Origin of the sequence: Clostridium chromiireducens, from assembly GCF_003575225.1 — a bacterium.
Lineage (GTDB): Bacteria > Bacillota > Clostridia > Clostridiales > Clostridiaceae > Clostridium > Clostridium chromiireducens.
Genome location: NZ_QXDJ01000001.1, coordinates 537349 through 560172, shown reverse-complemented (window position 1 = coordinate 560172; position 22824 = coordinate 537349). Strand labels below are relative to the sequence as shown.

General features: G+C 30.6%; 15 protein-coding genes and 1 pseudogene. 13 read left to right on the top strand and 3 right to left on the bottom strand.

The window, feature by feature from the left end:
• Nucleotides 1-140 precede the first annotated feature (140 nt).
• The 3 genes from D2A34_RS02335 to D2A34_RS02325 form a co-directional block, all read right to left on the bottom strand.
• The gene (locus D2A34_RS02335) at nt 141-944 is read right to left on the bottom strand and encodes a metal ABC transporter permease (protein ID WP_079440305.1); all 804 of its coding nucleotides are present in this window, start codon (nt 942-944) and stop codon (nt 141-143) included.
• A gap of 140 nt (nt 945-1084) precedes the next feature.
• The gene (locus D2A34_RS02330; RefSeq protein WP_079440304.1) at nt 1085-1756 is read right to left on the bottom strand and encodes a metal ABC transporter ATP-binding protein; all 672 of its coding nucleotides are present in this window, start codon (nt 1754-1756) and stop codon (nt 1085-1087) included.
• Nucleotides 1757-1833: 77 nt separating this feature from the next.
• Nucleotides 1834-2253, bottom strand: coding sequence for a hypothetical protein (locus tag D2A34_RS02325; protein WP_079440303.1), 420 nt, complete (start codon nt 2251-2253; stop codon nt 1834-1836).
• Between the two features lie 412 nt (nt 2254-2665).
• Here D2A34_RS02325 and D2A34_RS02320 point away from each other — a divergent pair, with 412 nt between their 5' ends.
• The 13 genes and pseudogenes from D2A34_RS02320 (at nt 2666) to D2A34_RS02260 (ending at nt 22631) form a co-directional block, all read left to right on the top strand.
• On the top strand, nt 2666-3067 hold the full coding sequence (locus D2A34_RS02320; protein WP_079438792.1) for a DUF6762 family protein: 402 nt from the start codon (nt 2666-2668) through the stop codon (nt 3065-3067).
• Between the two features lie 121 nt (nt 3068-3188).
• A complete protein-coding gene (pepF, locus tag D2A34_RS02315; protein ID WP_119365614.1) occupies nt 3189-4973 on the top strand; it encodes an oligoendopeptidase F in 1785 nt (594 codons plus the stop codon).
• Nucleotides 4974-5148: 175 nt separating this feature from the next.
• On the top strand, nt 5149-6138 hold the full coding sequence (locus D2A34_RS02310) for a rhomboid family intramembrane serine protease (protein WP_119365613.1): 990 nt from the start codon (nt 5149-5151) through the stop codon (nt 6136-6138).
• A 346-nt stretch (nt 6139-6484) separates the two neighbouring features.
• A complete protein-coding gene (locus D2A34_RS02305; protein WP_079438789.1) occupies nt 6485-7873 on the top strand; it encodes a glycosyltransferase family 2 protein in 1389 nt (462 codons plus the stop codon).
• 313 nt (nt 7874-8186) lie between these two features.
• Nucleotides 8187-10136 (top strand): DNA gyrase/topoisomerase IV subunit B, encoded by a 1950-nt coding sequence (locus D2A34_RS02300; RefSeq protein ID WP_079438788.1) that lies wholly within the window; start codon nt 8187-8189, stop codon nt 10134-10136.
• 26 nt (nt 10137-10162) lie between these two features.
• A complete protein-coding gene (locus tag D2A34_RS02295) occupies nt 10163-13078 on the top strand; it encodes a DNA topoisomerase IV subunit A (protein ID WP_119365612.1) in 2916 nt (971 codons plus the stop codon).
• A 131-nt stretch (nt 13079-13209) separates the two neighbouring features.
• Nucleotides 13210-13764 carry a DJ-1 family glyoxalase III gene (locus D2A34_RS02290; RefSeq protein WP_119365611.1) on the top strand — a complete coding sequence of 185 codons (555 nt, stop codon included), beginning with the start codon at nt 13210-13212 and terminating at the stop codon, nt 13762-13764.
• 650 nt (nt 13765-14414) lie between these two features.
• Complete coding sequence (recJ, locus tag D2A34_RS02285; RefSeq protein ID WP_079438785.1) at nt 14415-16181, top strand: single-stranded-DNA-specific exonuclease RecJ; 1767 nt, start codon at nt 14415-14417, stop codon at nt 16179-16181.
• Between the two features lie 228 nt (nt 16182-16409).
• Nucleotides 16410-17483, top strand: a complete 1074-nt coding sequence (locus tag D2A34_RS02280) for an undecaprenyldiphospho-muramoylpentapeptide beta-N-acetylglucosaminyltransferase (protein ID WP_119365610.1) — start codon at nt 16410-16412, stop codon at nt 17481-17483.
• Nucleotides 17484-17633: 150 nt separating this feature from the next.
• Nucleotides 17634-18065, top strand: a complete 432-nt coding sequence (locus D2A34_RS02275; RefSeq protein ID WP_119365609.1) for a flavodoxin domain-containing protein — start codon at nt 17634-17636, stop codon at nt 18063-18065.
• A gap of 171 nt (nt 18066-18236) precedes the next feature.
• Nucleotides 18237-21746 carry a pyruvate:ferredoxin (flavodoxin) oxidoreductase gene (nifJ, locus tag D2A34_RS02270; protein ID WP_119365608.1) on the top strand — a complete coding sequence of 1170 codons (3510 nt, stop codon included), beginning with the start codon at nt 18237-18239 and terminating at the stop codon, nt 21744-21746.
• A gap of 200 nt (nt 21747-21946) precedes the next feature.
• A pseudogene (locus tag D2A34_RS02265) lies at nt 21947-22102 on the top strand (four helix bundle protein); the annotation flags it as partial.
• A gap of 157 nt (nt 22103-22259) precedes the next feature.
• Nucleotides 22260-22631 (top strand): DUF1292 domain-containing protein, encoded by a 372-nt coding sequence (locus D2A34_RS02260; RefSeq protein ID WP_079438780.1) that lies wholly within the window; start codon nt 22260-22262, stop codon nt 22629-22631.
• Nucleotides 22632-22824 lie beyond the last annotated feature (193 nt).

The following is a 22824-nucleotide window of genomic DNA, read 5'->3' as shown; positions in this document are numbered from 1 at the left end:
GTTTTTGCGCAGTGTTCATTAAAATCTTCCAAGAACCGAAGCAAACACATATATTCCCTTTCGGTTGTTTTGTAGTAAACTTAAATTACCCTCATACTGCAAGTAGTTTTATACTTCGAGTTCTTCGCAATGCCTGTATTTTAAGAATTTTCATAGTTAAAGAATCTTTTAAAAGTTAATGTTAACAGCAATATTATGACAGAAGTTAAAGCTATCGTACCACCAGGTGCGCTATTTATGTAGTACGAAAGTACAAGGCCGATCATAACATCTAAGAAACCAAAGATAATAGCGAATATTAAGGTTTTGGTAAATCCTTTTTTTAGTTGCATAGCAGTTGCTACAGGCACTACTATTATTGAAGAAACAACAAGGATTCCCATTACACGAATTGAAATAGTAATTGTTGCGCCAACAAGTAATGTAAAAATGTAATTTATTAATTTAACATTAATACCAGCAGTCTTCGCTGCATTTTCATCAAAAGTTACATAAATTAGTTTATTATAAATAAACAATAGGATAATAAGGCAGATTCCGCCAACAATAGCTATAAGAACAATGTCTGAAACTGTTACAGTTAGAATACTACCAAATAAAAATGAATCAACCTTGGCAGCAGCTTTACCACTACTTATTAAAATAATTGCTATTCCCAAACTTAATGTCAAAACAATGGACATCACAAGTTCAGCATATTTTTTGTAGTAGGTTCTTAAATATTCAATTACAAGAGCGCAACCACTAGTAAATAGGAACGCAGTTAAAATTGGATCAGTTCCAACTAGTAGACCTATGGCAACCCCAGCAAAAGAAGAGTGAGATAACGTATCCCCAATCATTGAATAACGTCTAAGCACAATAAAAAGCCCTATAAATGGGCACAATAAAGATACAATAAAACCTGCAATAAATGCATTTTGCATAAAACCTAATTCGAACATAAGTGTTACCCTTCCTAAATCAAAGCTTAAATATTTAGGCACATGAAAGAAAATAGTGGACCAAAGATGCGACGCATATTTGACGTCAGACAATGAAGTAAATCCTGCGCATAGCGGTCTATTATTTTCTTGATTGTGCCTTAAATTATGTTAGAAAATGAATTTTCAGATTCTAAGTGTTTCCTGAAATTTTCTTTTGTGTATAATTTCATAGTAGAATTTTCTATTTTTAAAATATGCGTTGAGTATTTTAATGCGACATTTGTATTATGTTCAACAGAAATAATAGTTTTCCCAAATTCTTTGTTTAAATTTTGGAGTAATGGATAAATCTCACTTTGACTCTTTTCATCTATTCCGGTTGAAGGTTCATCTAGTATTATTAAATCTGGATTTCCAATTAAAGCTCTTGCTATAAAAATTCTCTGTTGTTGTCCACCTGAAAGATTCCCAATTAAGTTATTGCTAAATTCAAGCATATTAACTTTTTTTAAAGAATCATGAATACATTTTGATGTTTTTGCACCAACTATTTTCGCATGGCAGGAAAGTACTTCCTTAACTGTTATTGGAAAATCAGCGTTAAAGTTATCAAGTCGTTGTGAAACGTAAGAAATTTTATTAGAATCTAAAATTATTGAGCCGTTATCAGGTTTCAAAAGACCTAATATAAGTTTTATTAATGTACTTTTACAACTACCATTTTCACCAAGGATAGATAAATAAATTCCTTTGGGTATATTAAGATTAATATCTTTTAGTAAATCAGTTCCTTTTGTATATGAAAACGATAAATTATTTATAGTAATCAAATCATCAACTCCTTAAAACATTATTATATTATACACTTTATTGCAAATGATTTGCAATAGTGTATAATATAATAATTTTAAGAGAGGTTTTTTTCTAAATACCAGCTTTTATTTTCATCTTTTTTGAAGCTTCCTTTTAATGAAGTATTTTTATGAGGTGGAGCTTTAGAAAGTCCAGAAGCTTCAACAATAGCGGTCTCACCATCATAATATATTAGAGACATCTTTTGTACTCTTAGAAGTTTGTTATCTGAGAAGAAACCAGTGGTAAAGTTATATTCAACTGCAAATCCTAAATCTTTTGAACTTTTGCTTAAATAGATGTTGTTTGTTATCAGAAATGCAGACACTATTATTAATGTTAAAGAAGTAGATAAAAATAAAATACGCTTTCTTTTAGTCCGCTCAACAATATGTCTTTTGAGTCTTCGTTTCCTTTTATAAATAAATGAATCCAATTCATAGGATTCTGCTTCAATTGGTATATTACTTAGCATAATTATTGTCTCCTTTATTATTATAGAATGTTTAAAGAATTTTTGGAGAGATTATTTAATATAATAAGAAGTTATATTAAAATAATCATAAGAAAATATTACCATATTTTTACAAGAGATAAAATTAAAACTAATTGACAAAGAAAAGGCATAAATATAATTATTTGAGTAAATTCTAGTTATATAGCATATTATGGATTGTAATTTGCCAACTTTTATTTATATGGTTATAAAATGTCTTTTTTGATATAATTTTATATAAAGAAATTACCGAAGCATATAATAAGCATCAGTATCTAATAATATTGTCATATTTAATCCAAGGTGGTTGATATGAAAATTATCGAAACTTATATGTGTTTTATAATTTGCAAAAAATAAAAAAAGATATAAACAATAGGATGGTGAAATTATGGATTTTTCAAGTTTAGTATTAATAGAAAAAGATAAGGAAACAGGATTCATAAAAAGAGAGTTAGGGAGCTTTGAAGTAAATGAGGGAGCTTTATTTGTTAAAAAATTATATGTATTAGATGAAACAGTACATATGTATTTTGATACAAATAAAAATGTAGAAGAATGGGAATACTCAGCAATATATGATTTATTTAATACTGAAGCATTTACAGAAAAAGGTTATGTGTTAGAGGAAGACTTAGAAGAATATAATCCAACATATATAATAAAATTTAAATATGAAGATGATTACGACCCTATGAAAAAAAAGATACAGGAGGTCGTATCATTAATCGAAAGAGAAATGAATTTAGTATTTGAAGCTATTCAAGGTAAGGAAGCTGAATATCAAGAATAATAGAAGATTAATAATTAACAATTAATTCTCACTAAGCATGAAGAGTAGAGAAAATAAAGTTTTAAATGTTACGAATCGAATGTTATTGTGAATTATTAACTAAAAAGAAAGGTGTGTTAAGATGAGTGAATTAAAGAAAAGAGAAGAAATTGAAGACAAGTTTAAGTGGAATATTGATAAAGTATATAAAAATATAGAAGATTGGGAAAATGATTTTGAAGAGCTAAAGAAAGAAGCGGTCAAATTAAGAGAGTTTTCAGGAAAGCTAACAAATGGAGAAAGTATCTTGGAATACTTTGCATTGAATGAAAAGATATCTAGAAAAGCAGAAACTTTATATGTTTATGCTCACCTAAAGTATGATGAGGATACTTCAAATTCAACATATCAAAGCTTAATGAGTAAAGTAGATATATATATGGCTGAACTTGCAAGTTATACAGCATTTTTTGTTCCAGAAATTTTAAGCTTAGATGATAAGTTTATTGAGGATGAAATAAATAGAGTAGAAGGATTAAAACCTTTTAAATTTTTAATTGAAGATATATTAAAGGAAAAGCCACACATATTATCAAAAGAAATGGAAGAACTATTAGCAGCAGCTTCTGATTGTTTAGATGCGCCTTCAGCAATACACAGTATTTTAACAAATGCAGATATGACATTTGGAAAAATAGAAGATGAGGATGGTAATGAGGTTGAATTAACAGAAGGAAATTATTCTTCGTTTATAAGAAGTAAAAATAAAGATGTAAGAAAAGCTGCATTTGAAAGACTATTCGGAGAATATGAAAAATTGAAGAATACTTTAGCAACATCACTAACTGCATCAATAAAAACATTCAACTTTAGTAGTAAAGTAAGAAAATATAATAGTGCATTAGAAGCTTCGCTAAAACCTAATAACATACCTTTAGAGGTTTATAAAAATGCAGTCAAGGTAATTAACGATAATTTAAATTCTCTTCATAGATATGTTCAGATTAAAAAGAAATTACTTGGACTAGATGAAATTCATATGTATGATTTATATGTTCCTGTAATTGAGATTCCAAAAGAAAAAATAGAATTTAATGAAGGTGTAAATATTGTATTAGATGCATTAAAGCCGCTAGGAACAGAATATCTAGATATTTTTAAGAGCGGAGTTAATGATGGATGGATAGATATATATGAAAATAAGGGCAAAAGAGGTGGAGCATATTCATGGGGAGGATATGATACTATGCCTTATGTGTTACTAAATTATAATAATGAATTAGGCGATGTATCAACATTGGCTCATGAAATGGGTCACTCAATTCACTCATACTATTCAAGAAAAGAACAGTCATATTATTATGCGAATTACACACTTTTCTGTGCAGAAGTTGCATCAACAACAAATGAATCATTACTTATTCATTATTTAATCGAAAAAGAGACTGATCAAAAGAAAAAGCTTTATTTAATAAATCAGGAATTAGAGCAAATAAGAACAACAGTATTTAGACAATTAATGTTTGCAGAATTTGAGCTTTATACTCATGAAACATTAGAACAAGGAATTCCATTAACAGCAGAAGATTATAATAAAGCATGGCATGACTTAAATGTTAAATATTTTGGAAATGAAATAGTAATTGATAAAGAAATAGATGTTGAGTGGTCAAGAATACCTCATTTTTATTCAGATTTTTATGTTTATCAATATGCTACAGGTTATGCGGCAGCATCAGCATTTTCAAAAGATATTTTAGAAGGAAAGGAAGGGGCTGTTGAGAAATATAAAGGTTTCTTAAAAGCAGGTGGCAGTGACTATCCAATCAATATTTTGAAAAATGCAGGAGTAGATATGACTACGAATGTGCCAATAGAGGCAACTATTAAAAGATTTAATGAACTTTTAGATATGATAGAAAAATAATTAAGAGTTACTAAGAATATATCTATTACGTTAAAAAATATAATTAATAAAAATCTATAACACGTTGTGCTATGTTAATATAATGCAGTAAAAATGCATTTTAAACTTTAGTACAACGTGTAAATATAATATTAATAAATAACATATTAATATCTCAAAGAGTAGGTAGGCAAAGATGATTAGGATTAAAAGAGATGAAATTTATAAAATTTTATTAGATAGAGAAAATTTCTATATGAAACAATATTATAGTAATTTTCACAAAAAGGAAATATTTCTTGCAATTAAGGAATTAAAAGATGGTATCTACTGTATTTTGATATGTGATGAAGAAAATGAACAAATAGATTGTTTAGAAGCAGTTCAATATATAAAAACTTTAGGAAAAGCATTTTCTTTAAATATGATAATTTTATCTGATAAAGAGGAATATACACATGCAGATAATTCACCTATGGCAAATAAACTTGTTATAAATAGGAATAGATCTAGCGTTATTTATTGTGATAATTCATGTATTCCAATAAGGCATATATTCGAAAATGCTAATCATGAGAAAAATGTTAGAGGAGAAGAAAAATTTTTTAAGGACAAATCACTAACGTTAATATTAATGGGGATAAATATAATAGTATTCTTACTAACAGCGTTTTTGTCAGGTAATTTCATAGACATAGATTCAAAAGTGTTATTATACTTTGGTGCTAAATATAATATATTAATTCAACAAGGGCAGTTTTGGAGGTTATTAACTTGTGCCTTTTTGCACTCAGGACTAATACATATAGCTTGTAATATGTATTCACTATATATAATAGGACCTCAAATTCAGCAAGTTTATGGAACCTACAGATATTTCATAGTGTATATTTTTTCATGCATAGCGGCATCGATATTAAGTTATATTATGAGTCCGAATAGCTTGTCGGTAGGGGCTTCCGGTGGAATATTTGGTCTTATTGGAGCACTTTTAGCTTTTGCAATTATAGAAAGAAATAGAATAAATAAGAATTATATATCAAGTCTAATTCAAATAATAATAATAAACCTCTTTATAGGGTTAAGTATAAAGAATATCGATAACTTTGCTCATGTTGGAGGGCTTATTGGAGGTATAACAGCAGGTTACATTACTTATAGAACTATGAGAAAATATAATGAATAATCGAAAACTTAAATTCAAGAATATATTTTGAAAAAGTTATAAAGATAAGAAAGAATAATAACAATATATTAAATAATGAGATTTTGATTAAAGTATATTATGGTTTGATTGTTAAAAAGTTCAATATATTCAATTTGCATATATTTTCTGAAATGACGGTGAGTAAAAAAATATAAAGAAGAAAACAAGGATTTGAAAAATAAATCCGGCAAATATTAATCTTATCTTAATAAATATGGGGTTGATTTTTTATTTCTGTTGAAATATTATTAAATGGGTATAGTACGAAGTAAATATATAAATAATAAATGGGAATAGGTCTCATTAAATATTAGGAGTGAATGTAATGGGAAAATATATTTTTACCATAACAGCATTTTTTCAAATTTTTGTTTTTGCAATAATATGTTATTATTTAGTTTTAGGGTTTATAGGATTATTTAGAAGAAAAGAAAAAAAGAATTATACACCTAAAAACAAATTTGCATTGTTAATTGCGGCACATAATGAAGAAGTTGTAATTGGTAGTCTTATTGAGAGCATGTTAAAGTTAGATTATCCTAAGGACATGTATGATGTTTTCGTTATTGCAGATAATTGTACAGATAATACAGCTAAAATAGCTAAAGGCTATGGTGTTAATGTTTGTGAACGATTTGCAAAAGACAAAAGAGGTAAAGGTTATGCATTAGAGTGGATGTTTTCAAAATTGTTTGCTATGGAAAAACAATATGATGCTATAGCAATATTTGATGCAGATAATTTAGTACATAAAGATTTCTTAAAGGAAATTAACTCTAAAATGGGAGAAGGATATAAAGTTGTACAGGGTTATATAGATAGTAAAAATCCAGAAGATTCTTGGATTGCAGCATCGTACTCAATAGCTTTTTGGACTCAAAACAGAATGTATCAATTAGCCAGAGCAAATGTGGGACTTTCAAACCAAATTGGAGGAACAGGATTTGCGATAGAAACAGCTACATTAAAGAAATTGGGCTGGGGTGCTACATGTTTAACAGAAGATTTAGAGTTTACGTGTAAACTTGTTTTAAATGGAGAAAAAGTAGGTTGGGCTCATGATGCTATAATATATGATGAAAAACCACTAAAATTAAAGCAGTCATGGTCACAAAGAAAGAGATGGATGCAAGGTTTTGCAGATGTTGCTTCAAGATATTTCTTTAAATTGCTTATGAAATCAATAGTTCAAAGAAAATTTTATATGTTTGATTGCGCAATATATGTGCTACAGCCTTTTGTTACATTACTAATTGGTATATCAACAATATTAACATTGATACAGGCGAATACTAGTGGTGTAAACATATTTATTATAAATTATTTATTTAGTGATTTTGGATTTAAAGCATTTGCAGTTATTCAATTTTTACTTACTCCACTGACACTGGCGATTGATAGAAAAATTACTAAACCATTTATGATAATGATGGTTTTATATTCAAGCAATGTTTTTTTAGTTCCGTATTTAACTACTAGTATTCAAAATTGGATGCTTGCATGGGTAATAGGATTTGGATATAACATAGTATTTTTAATATTAACAGGAATATTGCTCGGAAAGAAAGAATTAATTTTATTCTTTAGATTTTGGCTATATAGTTTCTATACACTAACATGGTTCCCAATAACAATTCAAGGTATTTTAAATAAAAACAATAAGGAATGGAGCCATACTAAGCATGTTAGAAAGATAGAAATATGTGATGTATAGTTTTTTGAAAATTGTAGTTTCTAAGTAATATTTTAGTTTCTGAGTTATATTTACAAAGAAGTTATTAATGAAATTTAATAAATTTGTATTTTTAAGAGTGTATTATTGAGTTTGATAGTACACTCTTTATTAGTTTGAGAGATAATAATATTAATATTATTTAGGAATTTGAATAAAATAAGAGTAATAACTTTTGGGATTCTCACTTATCTGCCTAAGTTTCTTTTGACAATGAAGCAGAAAGGAAGTATATTCTTAAGAGTAGAAGAATTTTTAATAAAATACGAACTGGTGTTCAAGATGGAGGAATTTTATGGAATTAAAGAATACTAATGCTTATGATGTAACAGATCTAACATCACTTGAAAAATTAGAACCTGTAAGAATAAGACCAGGTATGTACATTGGTTCTACTGGAAGTAAGGGATTACATCATTGTATATGGGAAATAATTGATAACTCCATAGATGAAATAGCAAATGGATATGGAAATAAAGTTACTATAATTTTAAATGAAGATAAAAGTATTACAGTGGTTGATAATGGTAGAGGTATACCTACTGGAATACATCCAATTAAAAAGAAATCTGGAGTGGAAATGGTATTTACTGAGTTGCACACAGGAGGAAAGTTTGATAATAAAAACTATAAAACTTCTGGTGGACTTCATGGAGTTGGAGCAGCTGTTGTGAATGCATTATCAAAATGGTTAGAAGTTGAAGTATATCAAAATGGTAATATATATAGACAAAGATTTGAATATGCCTTTGACAAAGAATTAAAAAGGGATATGCCAGGAACAGCAGTCGGAGGCTTAAAGATAATTGGAAAGACAGATAAGGTTGGGACTAGGATAACATTTAAACCAGATGCCGAAGTTTTTTCAACAACTGAATTTAAATTTGACATAATAGACAGCAGGTTACAAGAGCTGGCATTTCAAAATAAAGGAATAACATTAGAATTAATAGATAAAAGAAAAGGACAAGAAATCACTAAAGAGTATTATTCAGAAAATGGACTTTTAGATTTCATTAATTATCTAAATGAGAGTAAGACACCAATTCATGAAACGCCTATAATATTTGATGGCGAGAGAACAGTTGGAAATATTCAAATGTATGGGGAAGTTTGTATTCAATTTACTGACTCTACAACTGAGACTATTGCAAGTTATGTTAATAATATTCCGACAACTGAAGCTGGAACTCATGAAACAGGGTTTAAAACAGGAATGACGAGAGCTTTTAAGGAATGGGCCAAAAAACTTGGGTTAGTTAAAGAGAAGGATAAAGAGTTTGAAGGTGATGACTTAAGAGAAGGAATGACGGCTATAGTAAGAATAAAAATTACTAATCCTGTTTTTGAAGGTCAGACTAAGACTAAGCTTGGTAATAATGAAGCGTATACTATGATGAATGATTTGGTTTTTACAAAATTTTCTGAATGGATTGAGGATAATAAAACCTTAGCAACAAGTATAATAAATAATGCTTTAGAGGCTGCTAAAAGAAGAGACAAAATTAAAAAGATAAATGAAGCAGAAAAGAAGAAAATTGGTAAGGGAACTGCACCGCTAGCAGGTAAGGTTGCAGTATGTACTATGAGGGATAAAACTGTAAATGAATTTATAGTTGTTGAGGGAGATTCAGCAGGAGGTTCCGCGAAACAAGCGAGGGACAGAAGATTCCAAACTATAATGCCCTCAAAAGGTAAGATAATGAATACAGAAAAGCAAAAACTTGAAAATGTTTTAGCATCAGAGGAATTAAAGATATTTAATACTGCGATTGGAACTGGAACTCTAGATAATTATAGAGAAGAAGATTTGAAGTACGACAAGATAATAATAATGAGTGATGCTGACGTAGATGGATATCATATCAGGACACTTTGGATGACCTATGTTTATAGATATATGAGGCCATTAATAGCAAATGGGCATTTGTATTTAGCTCAACCTCCTTTATATAAAGTGTATAAAGAAACAAAAGGAAAAACTATAGCTAAGTATGCATATAGCGATGATGACCTAGAAAGTGTAAAAAAACAAGTTGGTAAAGGAGCATTAATCCAAAGATACAAAGGACTTGGAGAAATGAATCCTGATCAATTGTGGGATACAACATTAAATCCAGAAAGTAGAACATTGCTTCAAGTTACTATTGATGATGCAGCAAAAGCTGAAAAAATGGTTTCACTTTTAATGGGTGATATTGTTGAACCTAGAAAGAATTATATGTATAAATACGGAGAATTTTAATTTATAAACTAAAAAGGAGAAAAACTATGGCAAAAAAAAATGAACCCCTTATTCCAAGGGATAATAATATAATTGGCATACCGTTAGAGGAAGCAATGCCAGAAAATTATTTACCATATGCGATAGAAGTTGCTAAAGATAGAGCGCTTCCAGATGTTAGAGATGGTCTTAAACCTGTTCATAGAAGAATTTTATACGGTTCATATATGCTGAAGGCTTTTCCGGATAGACCTTACTATAAGTCTGCAAGAATTGTTGGAGATATATTAGGTAAATACCATCCTCATGGAGACTCATCAGTGTACGAGTCCATGGTAATCTTAGCGCAAGAGTTTTCAACAAGAGCACCTTTAATAGAGGGTCATGGAAACTGGGGTTCTATTGATGGTGATGGAGCTGCAGCAATGAGGTATACGGAAGCAAGGCTTTCGCCTATAGCTATGGAAATGCTTCGTGATATTGAAAAAGATACTGTTGATATGGTTCTAAACTATTCAGATAGTGAGATGGAACCAAAAGTTTTGCCAAGCAGATATCCTAATCTTTTGGTAAATGGTACGTTTGGTATAGCGGTTGGTCTTGCAACTAATATACCACCACATAATTTAGGAGAAGTAACTAATGGGGTTTTAGCTTATATAGATAATAATGATATAACTACGGCAGAGCTCATGGACCATATAAAAGGGCCAGATCTGCCTACAGGTGGTATCTTAATTGGTGAAAAATCAATATTGTCTGCTTATGAAACAGGCGAAGGAAAAGTGGCATATAGAGCTAAAACAAATATTGAAAAATTAGAGAATGGAAGATTAGGTATTGTAATAACTGAGTTTCCATACAGAAGAAACAAGGCTAGGATACTTCAGACCATATCTGAAATGACTGGAGATAAAAGGCATGCAAAGGCATTAGAATCTATAACAGATATAAGAGACGAATCTGATAGAAATGGAATAAGAGCTGTAGTAGAACTGAAGAAAAACGTTGATGAAGATATAGCCGATAAGGTGCTGAAATATTTATTTAAGAAAACAGATTTACAATGTAATATAAGCTTTAATATGGTTGCTCTTGCTAATGGAAAACCAGAAACTATGAGCTTAAAAGCTATAATAAGATATTATGTTGAACATCAAAAAGAAATAATTACAAGAAGAACACAAAAAGAGCTTGATGTAGCTAAAAAGAGGCATCATATTGTTGAAGGATTCATTAAGGCTATAAGCATACTAGATGAAGTTATAGCAACTATTAGAGCATCAAAATCAAAGAAAGATGCATCAGATAATTTGATAAGTAAATTTAAATTTTCAGAAGCACAGGCACAGGCAATATTAGAACTTATGTTATATAGACTGACAGGTCTTGAAATAGAGATATTCGAAAAAGAATATGCTCAGCTTGAAAAACTAATAAAGAAACTTGAGAAAATATTATCAAGCGAAAAGGAACTATTAAGAGTAGTTAAAAGCGAATTGCAAGAAGTAAGTGATAAATATTCAGATAAAAGAAGAACTGAAATAATACACGATGACAATGAAAGTAAAATTGATATTGAAGAGCTGATAATAGTAGAAGACGTTATGATTACTGTATCGAAAGACGGATTTGCTAAGAGAATACCTCTTAAAAATTACAATAGGTCAAGTTCAAATCCGGAAGATATTGAATATAGAGAGGGAGATTCACTTAAATATTTAATAAGCTCAAATACAAAAGATACGGTTCTTATATTTACAGATAAAGGATTTATGTATCAAACTAAGGGGATTAATATTCCGGAATTAAAGTGGAAAGAAAAGGGCCAAAGATTAGATGAAATTATTAAGACTTTGAATCTTGAAAACGAGAAGATAGTTTCGGTTATATCTTTAGAAAATTTCAACCCCAATAAAGCATTTAGATTTATAACAAAACATGGTGGAATTAAATTAAGTTCACTGGATAAATTCCAAACCGCTTATGCAAAGCTGCAAGCTTTAAAGCTTAGGGATGAGGATGATTTAGTTGATGTGTCAATTAGATCGATTGAAGATGAAAATAAGTTCTTAAAGGTTAAAAGTAAACAAGGGTTGGAGTTTACTCTTGAAGTAAAAGCTCTTGAAGATACACCTAGAAATATACTACCTGTTCAACTATTCAACTTCTCACAAAATGATGAAATAGTAAATATAGAAGATAGCGATGAGATCCAATACTTTGAATTAAGTCTGGGGATTACAGATAAAAATAAACTTAAATCTTTTGAAAGAATTAAAGAAGATTCTCTAAAAGTTAAAACTAACTCACTAAAAGAATTATTGATGTTTAGTAACAAAGGATATGTATATAAAGTTCCGGTATTTCTAATGAAGAATGTTTTAAATGAAGAAATTTCAGTAGAATCATTTTTAGGTAAGTTAGAAAAAGGTGAAAAGATTATTAGTTTAGTTTCTATTGATATTTATGATGATGAGTCAGGTATATATACTTTTACTAAAAAGGGTATGGTGAAAAAGACTCAATTAAAGGAATTTGAAGGTGACTTCTTTAGACAAGTATTCTATAAATTTAAATTTGATGATGATGAAGTTGTCTCAGTAGAAATAAATAAAATGAAATTTGGTCATCTTATAATGATAACTAAAAAAGGAATGGCTATAAAATTCCCAGTTGAAAATGTTAGTGTTATGGGAAAAGTGGCTTCAGGAGTTACAGGAATAAGCTTGAGAGACGAGGATGCAGTCATTTTTGGAAAATATCATAGTAAATACACAAGCAATGAAGAAAATAGTATCACTTTATCGTCTGATAGTACTCAAGTACTTCTAACTTCTAAGTCCAAGGTGAAATCAGTGGTTAAAATAGATGATGTTAAATTACAAAATAGAGCCGGTAGAGGTACGAACATAATGATGATTGTACTTGATGATGAGATAAAAGATGTGACACTAAACTAATTATAAATTATAACTTTTAACTTGTATGTGCTGGTGGTATAATGTAAGTATAATTAGAGAAATTATAGAATGAGGATGTTCTAAAGATGATTTAGAATATCCTTTTTATTTAAATTAAAGGAGGAATTTTCATGAAGAAAGTATGCGTATTATTAGCAGAAGGTTTTGAAGAAATTGAGGCTTTAACTGTATCAGATATAATGAGAAGAGCAGATGTGACTTGTGATTTAGTATCGATTGGAGAAGAAAAAGTGGTAAAATCAAGTCATGAGTTATCAGTTCAGGCAGATAAAATTTTTGATGAAGATATGGAGTATGATTTGGTTGTAATTCCAGGAGGAGTGCCTGGAGCAACTAACTTAAGAGATGATGAGAGAGTAATAAGATTTATTAAAAAACAAAATAAAGAAGGTAAGTTAATAGGAGCAATTTGTGCAGGACCAATAGTTCTTGGGAGAGCAGGAATCACAGAAGGTATTAATTTAACATCTTATCCAGGATACGAGGATGAATTACCAAATTGTGAATATTTAGAAGATGCAGTAGTAGTTGATAAAAATATTATAACTAGCAGGGGGCCGGCAACAGCAATGGCATTCTCATATAAATTACTAGAAGTTCTAGGATATGATCATAAAGTAGAAGGAATTTCATCTGGAATGTTATATAAAATGTTCATGAAATAAATGTATTGTGCAGAACTTAAAGTGAAGTGGTAATCAACCGAAATAAAATACATATATGTTCCGCAGGGCTGTGAAAAATTTCGCTGGGAATATCTAAATGGAAAGTTGCACCACTTCTGCATGCTCCTGTGACAAGCGCAGGACAAGCAAAAGTGGAACAACTTGCCATTAAGATATTCCATCAGCTTATATTTCAATGCCTGACTTCACATATATGTATTTTATTTCTTTGTATCCAATTTACTTTAGGTACTACACAAATACCTAGCACAGAAAATTGAGAATGCACATTAATGAAGAGGTATTGCTTACAAAAGAAATATAAAAATACTTGCTTGAATAAAAGGATCTACTTTAAATTTACAATAAACAAAGAAATTGAATATATGTTTTTGCACAGTGTTTATAGAAGATTTTGCTGGTCGTGATTCTTAGAATATAAGTTGTTCCAAATGTGCTTGTTCAAAGCTGTGTCTTTGAAGCAAGCACTTTGGGCACAACTTATATTCTTAGAATCATCCAGCAAAATCTTCAGGGAACCGGAGCAAACACATATATTCAATTTCGGTTGTTTAGATGTAACTATAAATTATACTCATACTGCAAGTATTTTTATATTTCGCGGCTACGCAAAATTAAAGGGGGAAAACATGGCGGAAAGATGGTTTGTAAAGAATATAAAAGCTGATTATAAACATATGTCTAAAAAATACGCACTGACAGAATTGGTGTGTAAACTTATAGTGAATAGAAATATTATAGATGATGAAATGATAAAAAGTTACATAAATCCAGACTTTGATAAGTTCCACAATCCGAGAGGAATGAAAGATTTAGAAAGAGCAGTAGATATACTTAAAGAGAAAATAGATCAAAATAGCAAAATTAGGATTGTTGGTGACTATGATGTAGATGGCGTAATAAGTATTTACATTTTATATAAAGCGCTGAAAAGGTGTAATGCAAATGTAGATTACGAAATTCCAGATAGAATAAAAGATGGATACGGAATCAATATAGATATAATAAAACAGGCTAAGGAAGATGGTGTTGATACTATTCTTACCTGCGATAACGGAATATCAGCTATTGAACAAATAAAGTATGCTAAAGATTTAGGAATTACCGTGATAGTTACAGATCATCACGATATACCATTCGTTGAAAATGAAAACAATGTTAGAGAATTTGTCAGTTTAAGTGCTGATGCAGTAGTGAATCCAAAGCAAAGTGAATGCTGTTATTCCTTTAAGCAATTATGTGGGGCAGGAGTGGCATTTAAACTTGTAGAAGTTCTTTATGAAACGCTTAATATAGATAAAAGAGAATGTTATAAATTTATAGAATTTTTAGCTATAGCTACAGTATGTGATGTTGTAGACTTAGTTGATGAAAATAGAGTGTTTGTAAAAAAAGGGTTAGAGTTTATAAATAAAACAACTAACTTAGGCTTGCAAGAGCTGATAAGAGAATGTGAACTTACTGATAAAACACTAACAGTATATCACTTGGGGTTTATTATTGGACCTTGTATAAATGCATCAGGAAGGTTAGATTCAGCCAAGAGGGGATTAGAACTATTGCTTTCAGAGGATGAAGAAAATGCAGTAAGGCTTGCTAAGGAATTGGTTAAGTTAAATGCAGAACGTAAAGAAATGACTATGAATGGTGTTGAAACTGCAATAGAAATTATAGAGAAGAATGGAATGATACAGGATAAAGTTTTCGTTATATATATTCCAGATATACATGAAAGTTTAGCAGGAATTATAGCAGGTAGAATAAAAGAAAAGTATAATGTTCCAACTTTAATAATTACAAAAGCAGAACATGGAGCAAAGGGTTCAGGCAGATCAATAGAGGAATATAACATGTTTGAAGAACTGATTAAATGTAAGGATCTCCTTGAAAAATTTGGTGGTCATCCTATGGCAGCAGGATTTTCGTTAAAGGAAGAGAACATAGATGAGTTTAGAAAAAGATTAAATGAAAATACGACATTAAGTGATGAAGAATTATTAAGAAAAGTTACTATTGACTGTGTGTTACCATTGGATGAAATAAATTATCAGTTAATTGATGATTTAGGTAGGCTTGAGCCGTTTGGTAGGTCAAATTCTAAACCTTTATTTGCAGAAAAAAATATCAATATACTAAAAGCAACAGTACTTGGCAAGAATAGAAATGTATTGAAGTTAAAGTTAAAAACTAAATTAAATAAGGCTTTAGATGCTATTTATTTTGGTGATATCAATGAATTTGAAGATGGAATAGGTAGTAAGTACGGAAAAGGGGAATTGCAGAAACTTTACGATGGTGCGTATAATGATGTGGTAATGGATTTAGTATTTTATCCGAGTATCAATGAATATAATGGTAATACTAGTATTCAAGTTGTAATTCAAAATTATAGATAGAGGAAAAGTGCAAAGCACTTTTCGATGAATAATGAAAAATGAATGTAAAAAGCTCAAAGAGAAAGTTCGAGAACCTAAATATAAAATTTGGACTCTCACTTTTCCTTAGGGAATTTTTATATTTAAAGGTGCTTTGCACCTAATGATTTTAAATTTTGCAGAGTAAAATCTCCTTAATCATTCATTATTAATCATTAATTATTCATTTATTTAAGAAGGGGTGGTTTTTTGTCTAAATATAAAATAATAATGACAGGAGGGGGGACAGCAGGGCATGTTACTCCAAATCTTGCATTAATACCTAAATTAAAGGAAGAAGGCTTTGAAATTAAATACATCGGAAGTTTTGATGGCATAGAAAATGAAATAATAACAAAAAATAATATACCTTTCTTCGGGATTTCATGTGGAAAATTACGAAGATATTTTGATGTGAAGAATTTTACTGATCCGTTTAAAATCTTAAAAGGTATTACTCAGGCCTTAAGAATATTATCTAAAGAAAAACCAGATGTTATTTTTTCAAAAGGAGGGTTTGTAGCAGTACCAGTTGTTATAGCAGCATCATTAAAAAAAATACCAGTAATCGCTCATGAATCAGATATGACGCCGGGTCTTGCTAATAAATTATCCGCTCCTTTTTGTGATAAGTTATGTGTGACTTTTAGAGAAAGTCTAAAATATATAAAAGATAGTAAGGGAGTACTTACAGGCAGTCCTATTAGAGAAGAAATACTTCATGGTGATAAAAATGAAGGGAAAAGAATATGTGGATTTAAAGATAGTAAAGAAATATTGCTTATAATGGGAGGAAGTCTAGGGTCAAAGCTCATAAACGAAGAGATAAGAAAAAATTTAGATAAATTATCGAAAGATTTTAACATAATTCATATCTGCGGTAAAGGAAATATAGACAAAGATTATGTAAATATGAGTGAATATAAGCAGTTTGAATATGTAAGTGAAGAATTGCCGGATTTAATAAAGGCGGCAGATTATATAATTTCGAGGGCTGGAGCAAATTCAATATTTGAATTCTTAGCGTTGAAAAAGCCAACGTTATTAATACCGCTTTCAAGAAAAGCGAGTAGGGGAGATCAAATTCTAAACTCAAGGTCTTTTGCAAAAGAAGGTTATTCGTTAATGCTGGAAGAGGAAGAAATTAATGGAGATATATTATACAAGAAAGTTATGGAACTTAAGGAAAATAGAATATCTTTAATTAAGAGTATGGAAAAAAGTGAAGCTAAAAACGGAGTTGATGCAATAGTAAATATACTATTAGCGAGCATAAGAAGGTAGATTACTAAAAAGTAGATTTATTAGTTAAAAAAAAACAATTTGTGCAATCAAATCTTGCAAAAAAAAATATGTGAGATATAATAAAAGGGTAAGTTCTTTTTAGTGAAAACATAAGTTAATTATTTAACAAGAAGATGAGGTGCTATTTCAATGAAAAAAGTTTCAATCATTTATTGGAGTTGTGGAGGAAATATAGAGGCTCTTGCAAATACTATGGCAGATGGTGCTAGAGAGCAAGGTGCAGAAGTGCGTATAAAGCACGTTGCGGATGCTACGATAGAAGATGTTTTAGAAGCTGATTCTGTTGCATTTGGAAGTCCTGCAGTAGATGCCGCTAAAATAGAACAATTAGAAATGAAACCATTTCTGGAACAGTTGAAGGATTACAGTAAAGATAATAAGAAGAAAAACTGTATTTTATTTGCAACCTATGGATGGATTGAAGACACTTTTATGAAAATATGGAAAGATGAAATGACATCTTATGGCTTTAATGTAATTGGAGATTTAGCAGTTAAAGATTCACCAACTAAAAAACAGACAAACCTTATTAAGAAATTAGGAAAAGATTTAGCTAACTAGTGATTGGCTAAATTATGTAAGGTTAAATTAGTTTTTGTGTGTAAAGTTGGAATGTAGCTTTGATTAGCTAATATTTTGTGTGTTTATTAGGTGGTCTTATAGACTTACTTATATAAAAAAATTTAAATTATTCAAAATTTAAGTTTTAAATTAGAAAGAGGGGTCAACGCGATGAGAAAAATGAAAACTATGGATGGTAATACTGCAGCAGCTCATATATCTTATGCATTTACTGAAGTTTCTGCAATATTCCCAATTACACCATCATCACCTATGGCAGAACATGTAGATGAATGGGTAGCACAAGGAAGAAAAAATATATTTGGACAACCTGTTAAAGTTATGGAAATGCAATCAGAAGCTGGAGCAGCTGGTGCAGTTCACGGATCTTTACAAGCTGGAGCATTAACTACTACTTATACAGCTTCACAAGGTTTATTATTAATGATACCAAACATGTACAAAATTTCTGGTGAAATGTTACCAGGAGTATTCCATGTATCAGCTAGAGCATTAGCTACTTCTGCATTAAACATATTTGGAGATCACCAAGACGTTATGGCAGCAAGACAAACTGGTTTTGCAATGCTTGCAGAAGGTTCAGTTCAAGAAGTTATGGACTTAGCAGCAGTTGCTCATTTAACTGCTATTAAAACAAGAATTCCATTCTTAAACTTCTTTGATGGATTCAGAACTTCTCACGAAGTTCAAAAAATTGAAGTTTTAGAATATGATGAATTAGCAAGTTTACTTGATTGGGATTCAGTTAAAGCTTTCAGAGAAAGAGCATTAAACCCAAATCATCCTGTAACTAGAGGAACTGCTCAAAATGCAGATATCTATTTCCAAGAAAGAGAATCTGTAAATAAATTCTACGATGAATTACCAGAAACAGTTGAAAGTTATATGGCTGAAATCACTAAATTAACAGGTAGAGAATACCACTGTTTCGATTACTATGGAGCACCAGATGCTGATAGAGTAATCATAGCTATGGGTTCAGCTACTGACGTTTGTGAAGAAACTATAGATTACTTAAATGCTAACGGACAAAAAGTTGGTGTTGTTAAAGTAAGATTATTCAGACCATTCTCAAATGAAAGATTATTAGCTGCTATTCCAAAGACAGCTAAGAAAATCGCTGTTTTAGATAGAACTAAGGAACCAGGATCTGCTGGAGAACCATTATACTTAGATGTAAGAAATGCATTCTTCGGTCAAGCTGATGTACCAGTGATTGTTGGTGGTAGATTCGGTTTAGGTTCAAAAGATCCAAATCCAGGACATATAGCTGCAGTTTATGCTAACTTAGCACAAGATGCACCAAAAAATGGATTTACATTAGGAATCAATGATGACGTTACAAATACTTCATTAGAAGTAACTGAAGATATAGATGCTACTCCAGAAGGAACTACATCTTGTAAGTTCTGGGGATTAGGATCAGATGGTACTGTTGGAGCTAACAAGAGTGCAATCAAGATTATTGGAGATAATACAGACATGTATGCTCAAGCATACTTCTTCTATGATTCAAAGAAATCAGGAGGAATTACAGTATCTCACTTAAGATTTGGTAAGAAAGCAATTAAGTCACCATACTTAATAAACAAAGCAGACTTTGTTTCATGTTCTAACCAATCATACATCCACAAATACAATGTACTTGATGGATTAAAACCAGGTTCAACTTTCTTATTAAATACTATCTGGACTCCAGAAGAGTTAGAAGAAAAATTACCTTCAGCATATAAGAGATTCTTAGCAAACAACGACATTAAGTTCTATATTTTAAATGCAGTAGGAATTGCTCAAGAAATAGGTCTTGGTGGAAGAATCAACATGATAATGCAATCAGCTTTCTTTAAGCTTGCTAACGTTATTCCAGTTGAAGATGCTATTAAGCACTTAAAAGATTCAGTTGTATCTTCTTATGGTAAGAAGGGTGAAAAAGTTGTTAACATGAACAATGCTGCTATAGATAAGGGTGTTGAATCAATTGTTGCAATAAATATTCCAGAAGCTTGGAAGACAGCTCAAGATGAAGAAGAAGTAGAAATTAAACATGCTACTAAATTCGTTAAAGATATAGTTATTCCAATGAACAGACAAGAAGGAGATCAACTTCCAGTTTCAGCATTTGCAGGTATGGAAGATGGTACTTTTGAAAATGGTACTGCAGCTTTCGAAAAGAGAGGAATTGCAGTAAATGTTCCTGAATGGGATGCAGAAAAATGTATTCAATGTAACCAATGTTCAATGGTATGTCCACATGCTGCTATAAGACCATTCTTATTAACTGAAGCAGAAAAGAATGCTGCTCCAGATGCTGCTAAAATTGTAGCTGCTAAGGGATTAAAGACTGAAGAACCATTATTATACACTATGGGTATAACACCACTTGATTGTTCAGGTTGTGGAAACTGTGCTCAAATATGTCCAGCACCAGGAAAAGCACTAGTTATGAAACCACAAGAATCTCAACATGACCAAGTAGAAGTTTTTGATTACTTATTCTATGAAGTGTCAACTAAGAAGAACCCAATGAATAAGAAGACAGTTAAAGGTAGCCAATTTGAACAACCATTACTTGAGTTCTCAGGAGCTTGTGCAGGTTGTGGAGAAACTCCATATGTTAAAGCTATAACTCAATTAGTTGGTGATAGAATGATGGTTGCTAATGCAACTGGATGTACATCAATCTGGGGAGGATCTGCTCCTTCAACTCCATACACTAAGAATAAATGTGGACACGGTCCAGCTTGGGCTAACTCATTATTCGAAGATAATGCTGAATATGGATTAGGTATGTTCTTAGGAGTTAAGGCTATAAGAGAAAGAATTGCAGAAAAAGCTAAAGCTGCTATAGCTGCAGGAGATGCTGCAAGCGCTGAATTACAAGAATGGTTAGATAACGTTGATGAAGGTGAAGGAACTAGAGAAAGAGCTGATAAATTAACAGCTGCTTTAGAAGCTTCTAACACTGAATTAGCTAACGAAATATTAGCAGAAAAAGACTACTTCGTTAAGAGATCACAATGGATCTTCGGAGGAGACGGATGGGCTTACGATATCGGATACGGTGGAGTTGACCATGTATTAGCTTCAGGAGAAGATGTAAATATATTAGTAGTAGATACAGAAGTTTACTCAAACACAGGAGGTCAATCATCTAAATCTACTCCAACTGCTGCAATCGCTAAGTTTGCTGCAAGTGGTAAGAAGACTAAGAAGAAAGATCTTGGTATGATGGCTATGAGTTATGGTTATGTATATGTAGCTCAAATTAACATGGGTGCTGATAAGAACCAAGTTATGAAAGCTCTTGCAGAAGCTGAAGCATACAAAGGACCATCATTAATAATAGCTTATGCTCCATGTATCAACCATGGATTAAGAATTGGTATGGGTAACAGCCAAGAAGAAGCTAAGAGAGCTACCGCATGTGGATACTGGCAAATGTACAGATTCAACCCAGAATTAAAAGAAGCTGGAAAGAATCCATTTGTATTAGATTCTAAAGAACCAACAGCAGACTTTAAGGAATTCTTAATGGGAGAAGTTAGATACTCTTCACTTGCTAAGGCATTCCCAGAAGCAGCAGACGCTTTATTTGAAAAGACTAAACAAGATGCTATGGAAAGATTAGAAGGATACAAGAAATTAGCTAATCAACAATAGTAATTAAAAAATATAAATAACTAAATTTGCGCAAAAAGAAAGAAGTCACTACGGTGGCTTCTTTTTTTGATGAATGATGAACGAAAAAACTTCTATAGAGTTTTGAATAGTATATTTTTATTATGTATATAATTAATGAAAAATACTAAAACTTTCATTGAAGGATTAGATAATGAAGCTAATTATGCAACAGTAAGGTTGATTTTATTGCTAAAATGTATATTGCATTAAAAGAGGCGGCTGAAACAGAATACTGGATAATACTTTTAGAAAAACCAGGATACATAGAAGTAAATAAATGTGATATAAAAAATAAGTGTCTATCATTAAAACTTGTAAAAGAAATGAATGATTAATGATGAAGGAGGAAATTACTCCGTAATTTCTTAAAGTATATATTTTTTAGAAATCTTCCTTGAAGATTTCATCATTAATCATTCATTCAATAAAATTACATTGTAATTTTATTATTTTAAGGTTAAAATTAATTATGAACCAAAAGGAGGTTGAAAAATGGAAAAAGATTTAGACAAATGTGGATGTAATAGTGAAGAAGAAAGCTGCGGATGTGGTGGACATAATCATGGTGAAGGTCATGAATGTGGCTGCGGACATGATCATGATGGTGATCATGAATGTGGATGTGGATGCAATGAAGAGGAAAACTTCGTTATAGATTTAGAAGATGAAAATGGAAATGTAGTTACATGTCCAATAATTGATGAGTTTGAATATGAAGAAAAAGTATATTATTTAGCTCAAAATCCAGCAGAGGATTCAGTTTATCTTTTTAGATTAGATGATGAAGAACTTGTAGTTCCAGATGAAGAGGAATTTGATAGAGTATCAGCTTACTATCAAGATGAATTAGTAGGTGAAGAATAAAAATGAAAGACTTTAGTAATTAATTACTAAAGTCTTTTTTTCGCATGTCTTATGTGTTCGCGTTGTTTACAATTCAATATATTAATGATATATTTTTATTATGTGACAAGAATATACAATTGTATCAAAGCATCTTAGAAATAACAATAATAATATGGTATTTATTTTTTAGGCATACTATGTTGATAAGTGA

Coding starts and splice junctions, on each gene's coding strand:
- D2A34_RS02335 (WP_079440305.1), bottom strand. CDS start 944: ATGTTCGAATTAGGTTTTATGCAAAATGCATTTATTGCAGGTTTTATT.
- D2A34_RS02325 (WP_079440303.1), bottom strand. CDS start 2,253: ATGCTAAGTAATATACCAATTGAAGCAGAATCCTATGAATTGGATTCA.
- D2A34_RS02320 (WP_079438792.1), top strand. CDS start 2,666: ATGGATTTTTCAAGTTTAGTATTAATAGAAAAAGATAAGGAAACAGGA.
- pepF (WP_119365614.1), top strand. CDS start 3,189: ATGAGTGAATTAAAGAAAAGAGAAGAAATTGAAGACAAGTTTAAGTGG.
- D2A34_RS02310 (WP_119365613.1), top strand. CDS start 5,149: ATGATTAGGATTAAAAGAGATGAAATTTATAAAATTTTATTAGATAGA.
- D2A34_RS02305 (WP_079438789.1), top strand. CDS start 6,485: ATGGGAAAATATATTTTTACCATAACAGCATTTTTTCAAATTTTTGTT.
- D2A34_RS02300 (WP_079438788.1), top strand. CDS start 8,187: ATGGAATTAAAGAATACTAATGCTTATGATGTAACAGATCTAACATCA.
- D2A34_RS02295 (WP_119365612.1), top strand. CDS start 10,163: ATGGCAAAAAAAAATGAACCCCTTATTCCAAGGGATAATAATATAATT.
- D2A34_RS02290 (WP_119365611.1), top strand. CDS start 13,210: ATGAAGAAAGTATGCGTATTATTAGCAGAAGGTTTTGAAGAAATTGAG.
- recJ (WP_079438785.1), top strand. CDS start 14,415: ATGGCGGAAAGATGGTTTGTAAAGAATATAAAAGCTGATTATAAACAT.
- D2A34_RS02275 (WP_119365609.1), top strand. CDS start 17,634: ATGAAAAAAGTTTCAATCATTTATTGGAGTTGTGGAGGAAATATAGAG.
- nifJ (WP_119365608.1), top strand. CDS start 18,237: ATGAGAAAAATGAAAACTATGGATGGTAATACTGCAGCAGCTCATATA.
- D2A34_RS02260 (WP_079438780.1), top strand. CDS start 22,260: ATGGAAAAAGATTTAGACAAATGTGGATGTAATAGTGAAGAAGAAAGC.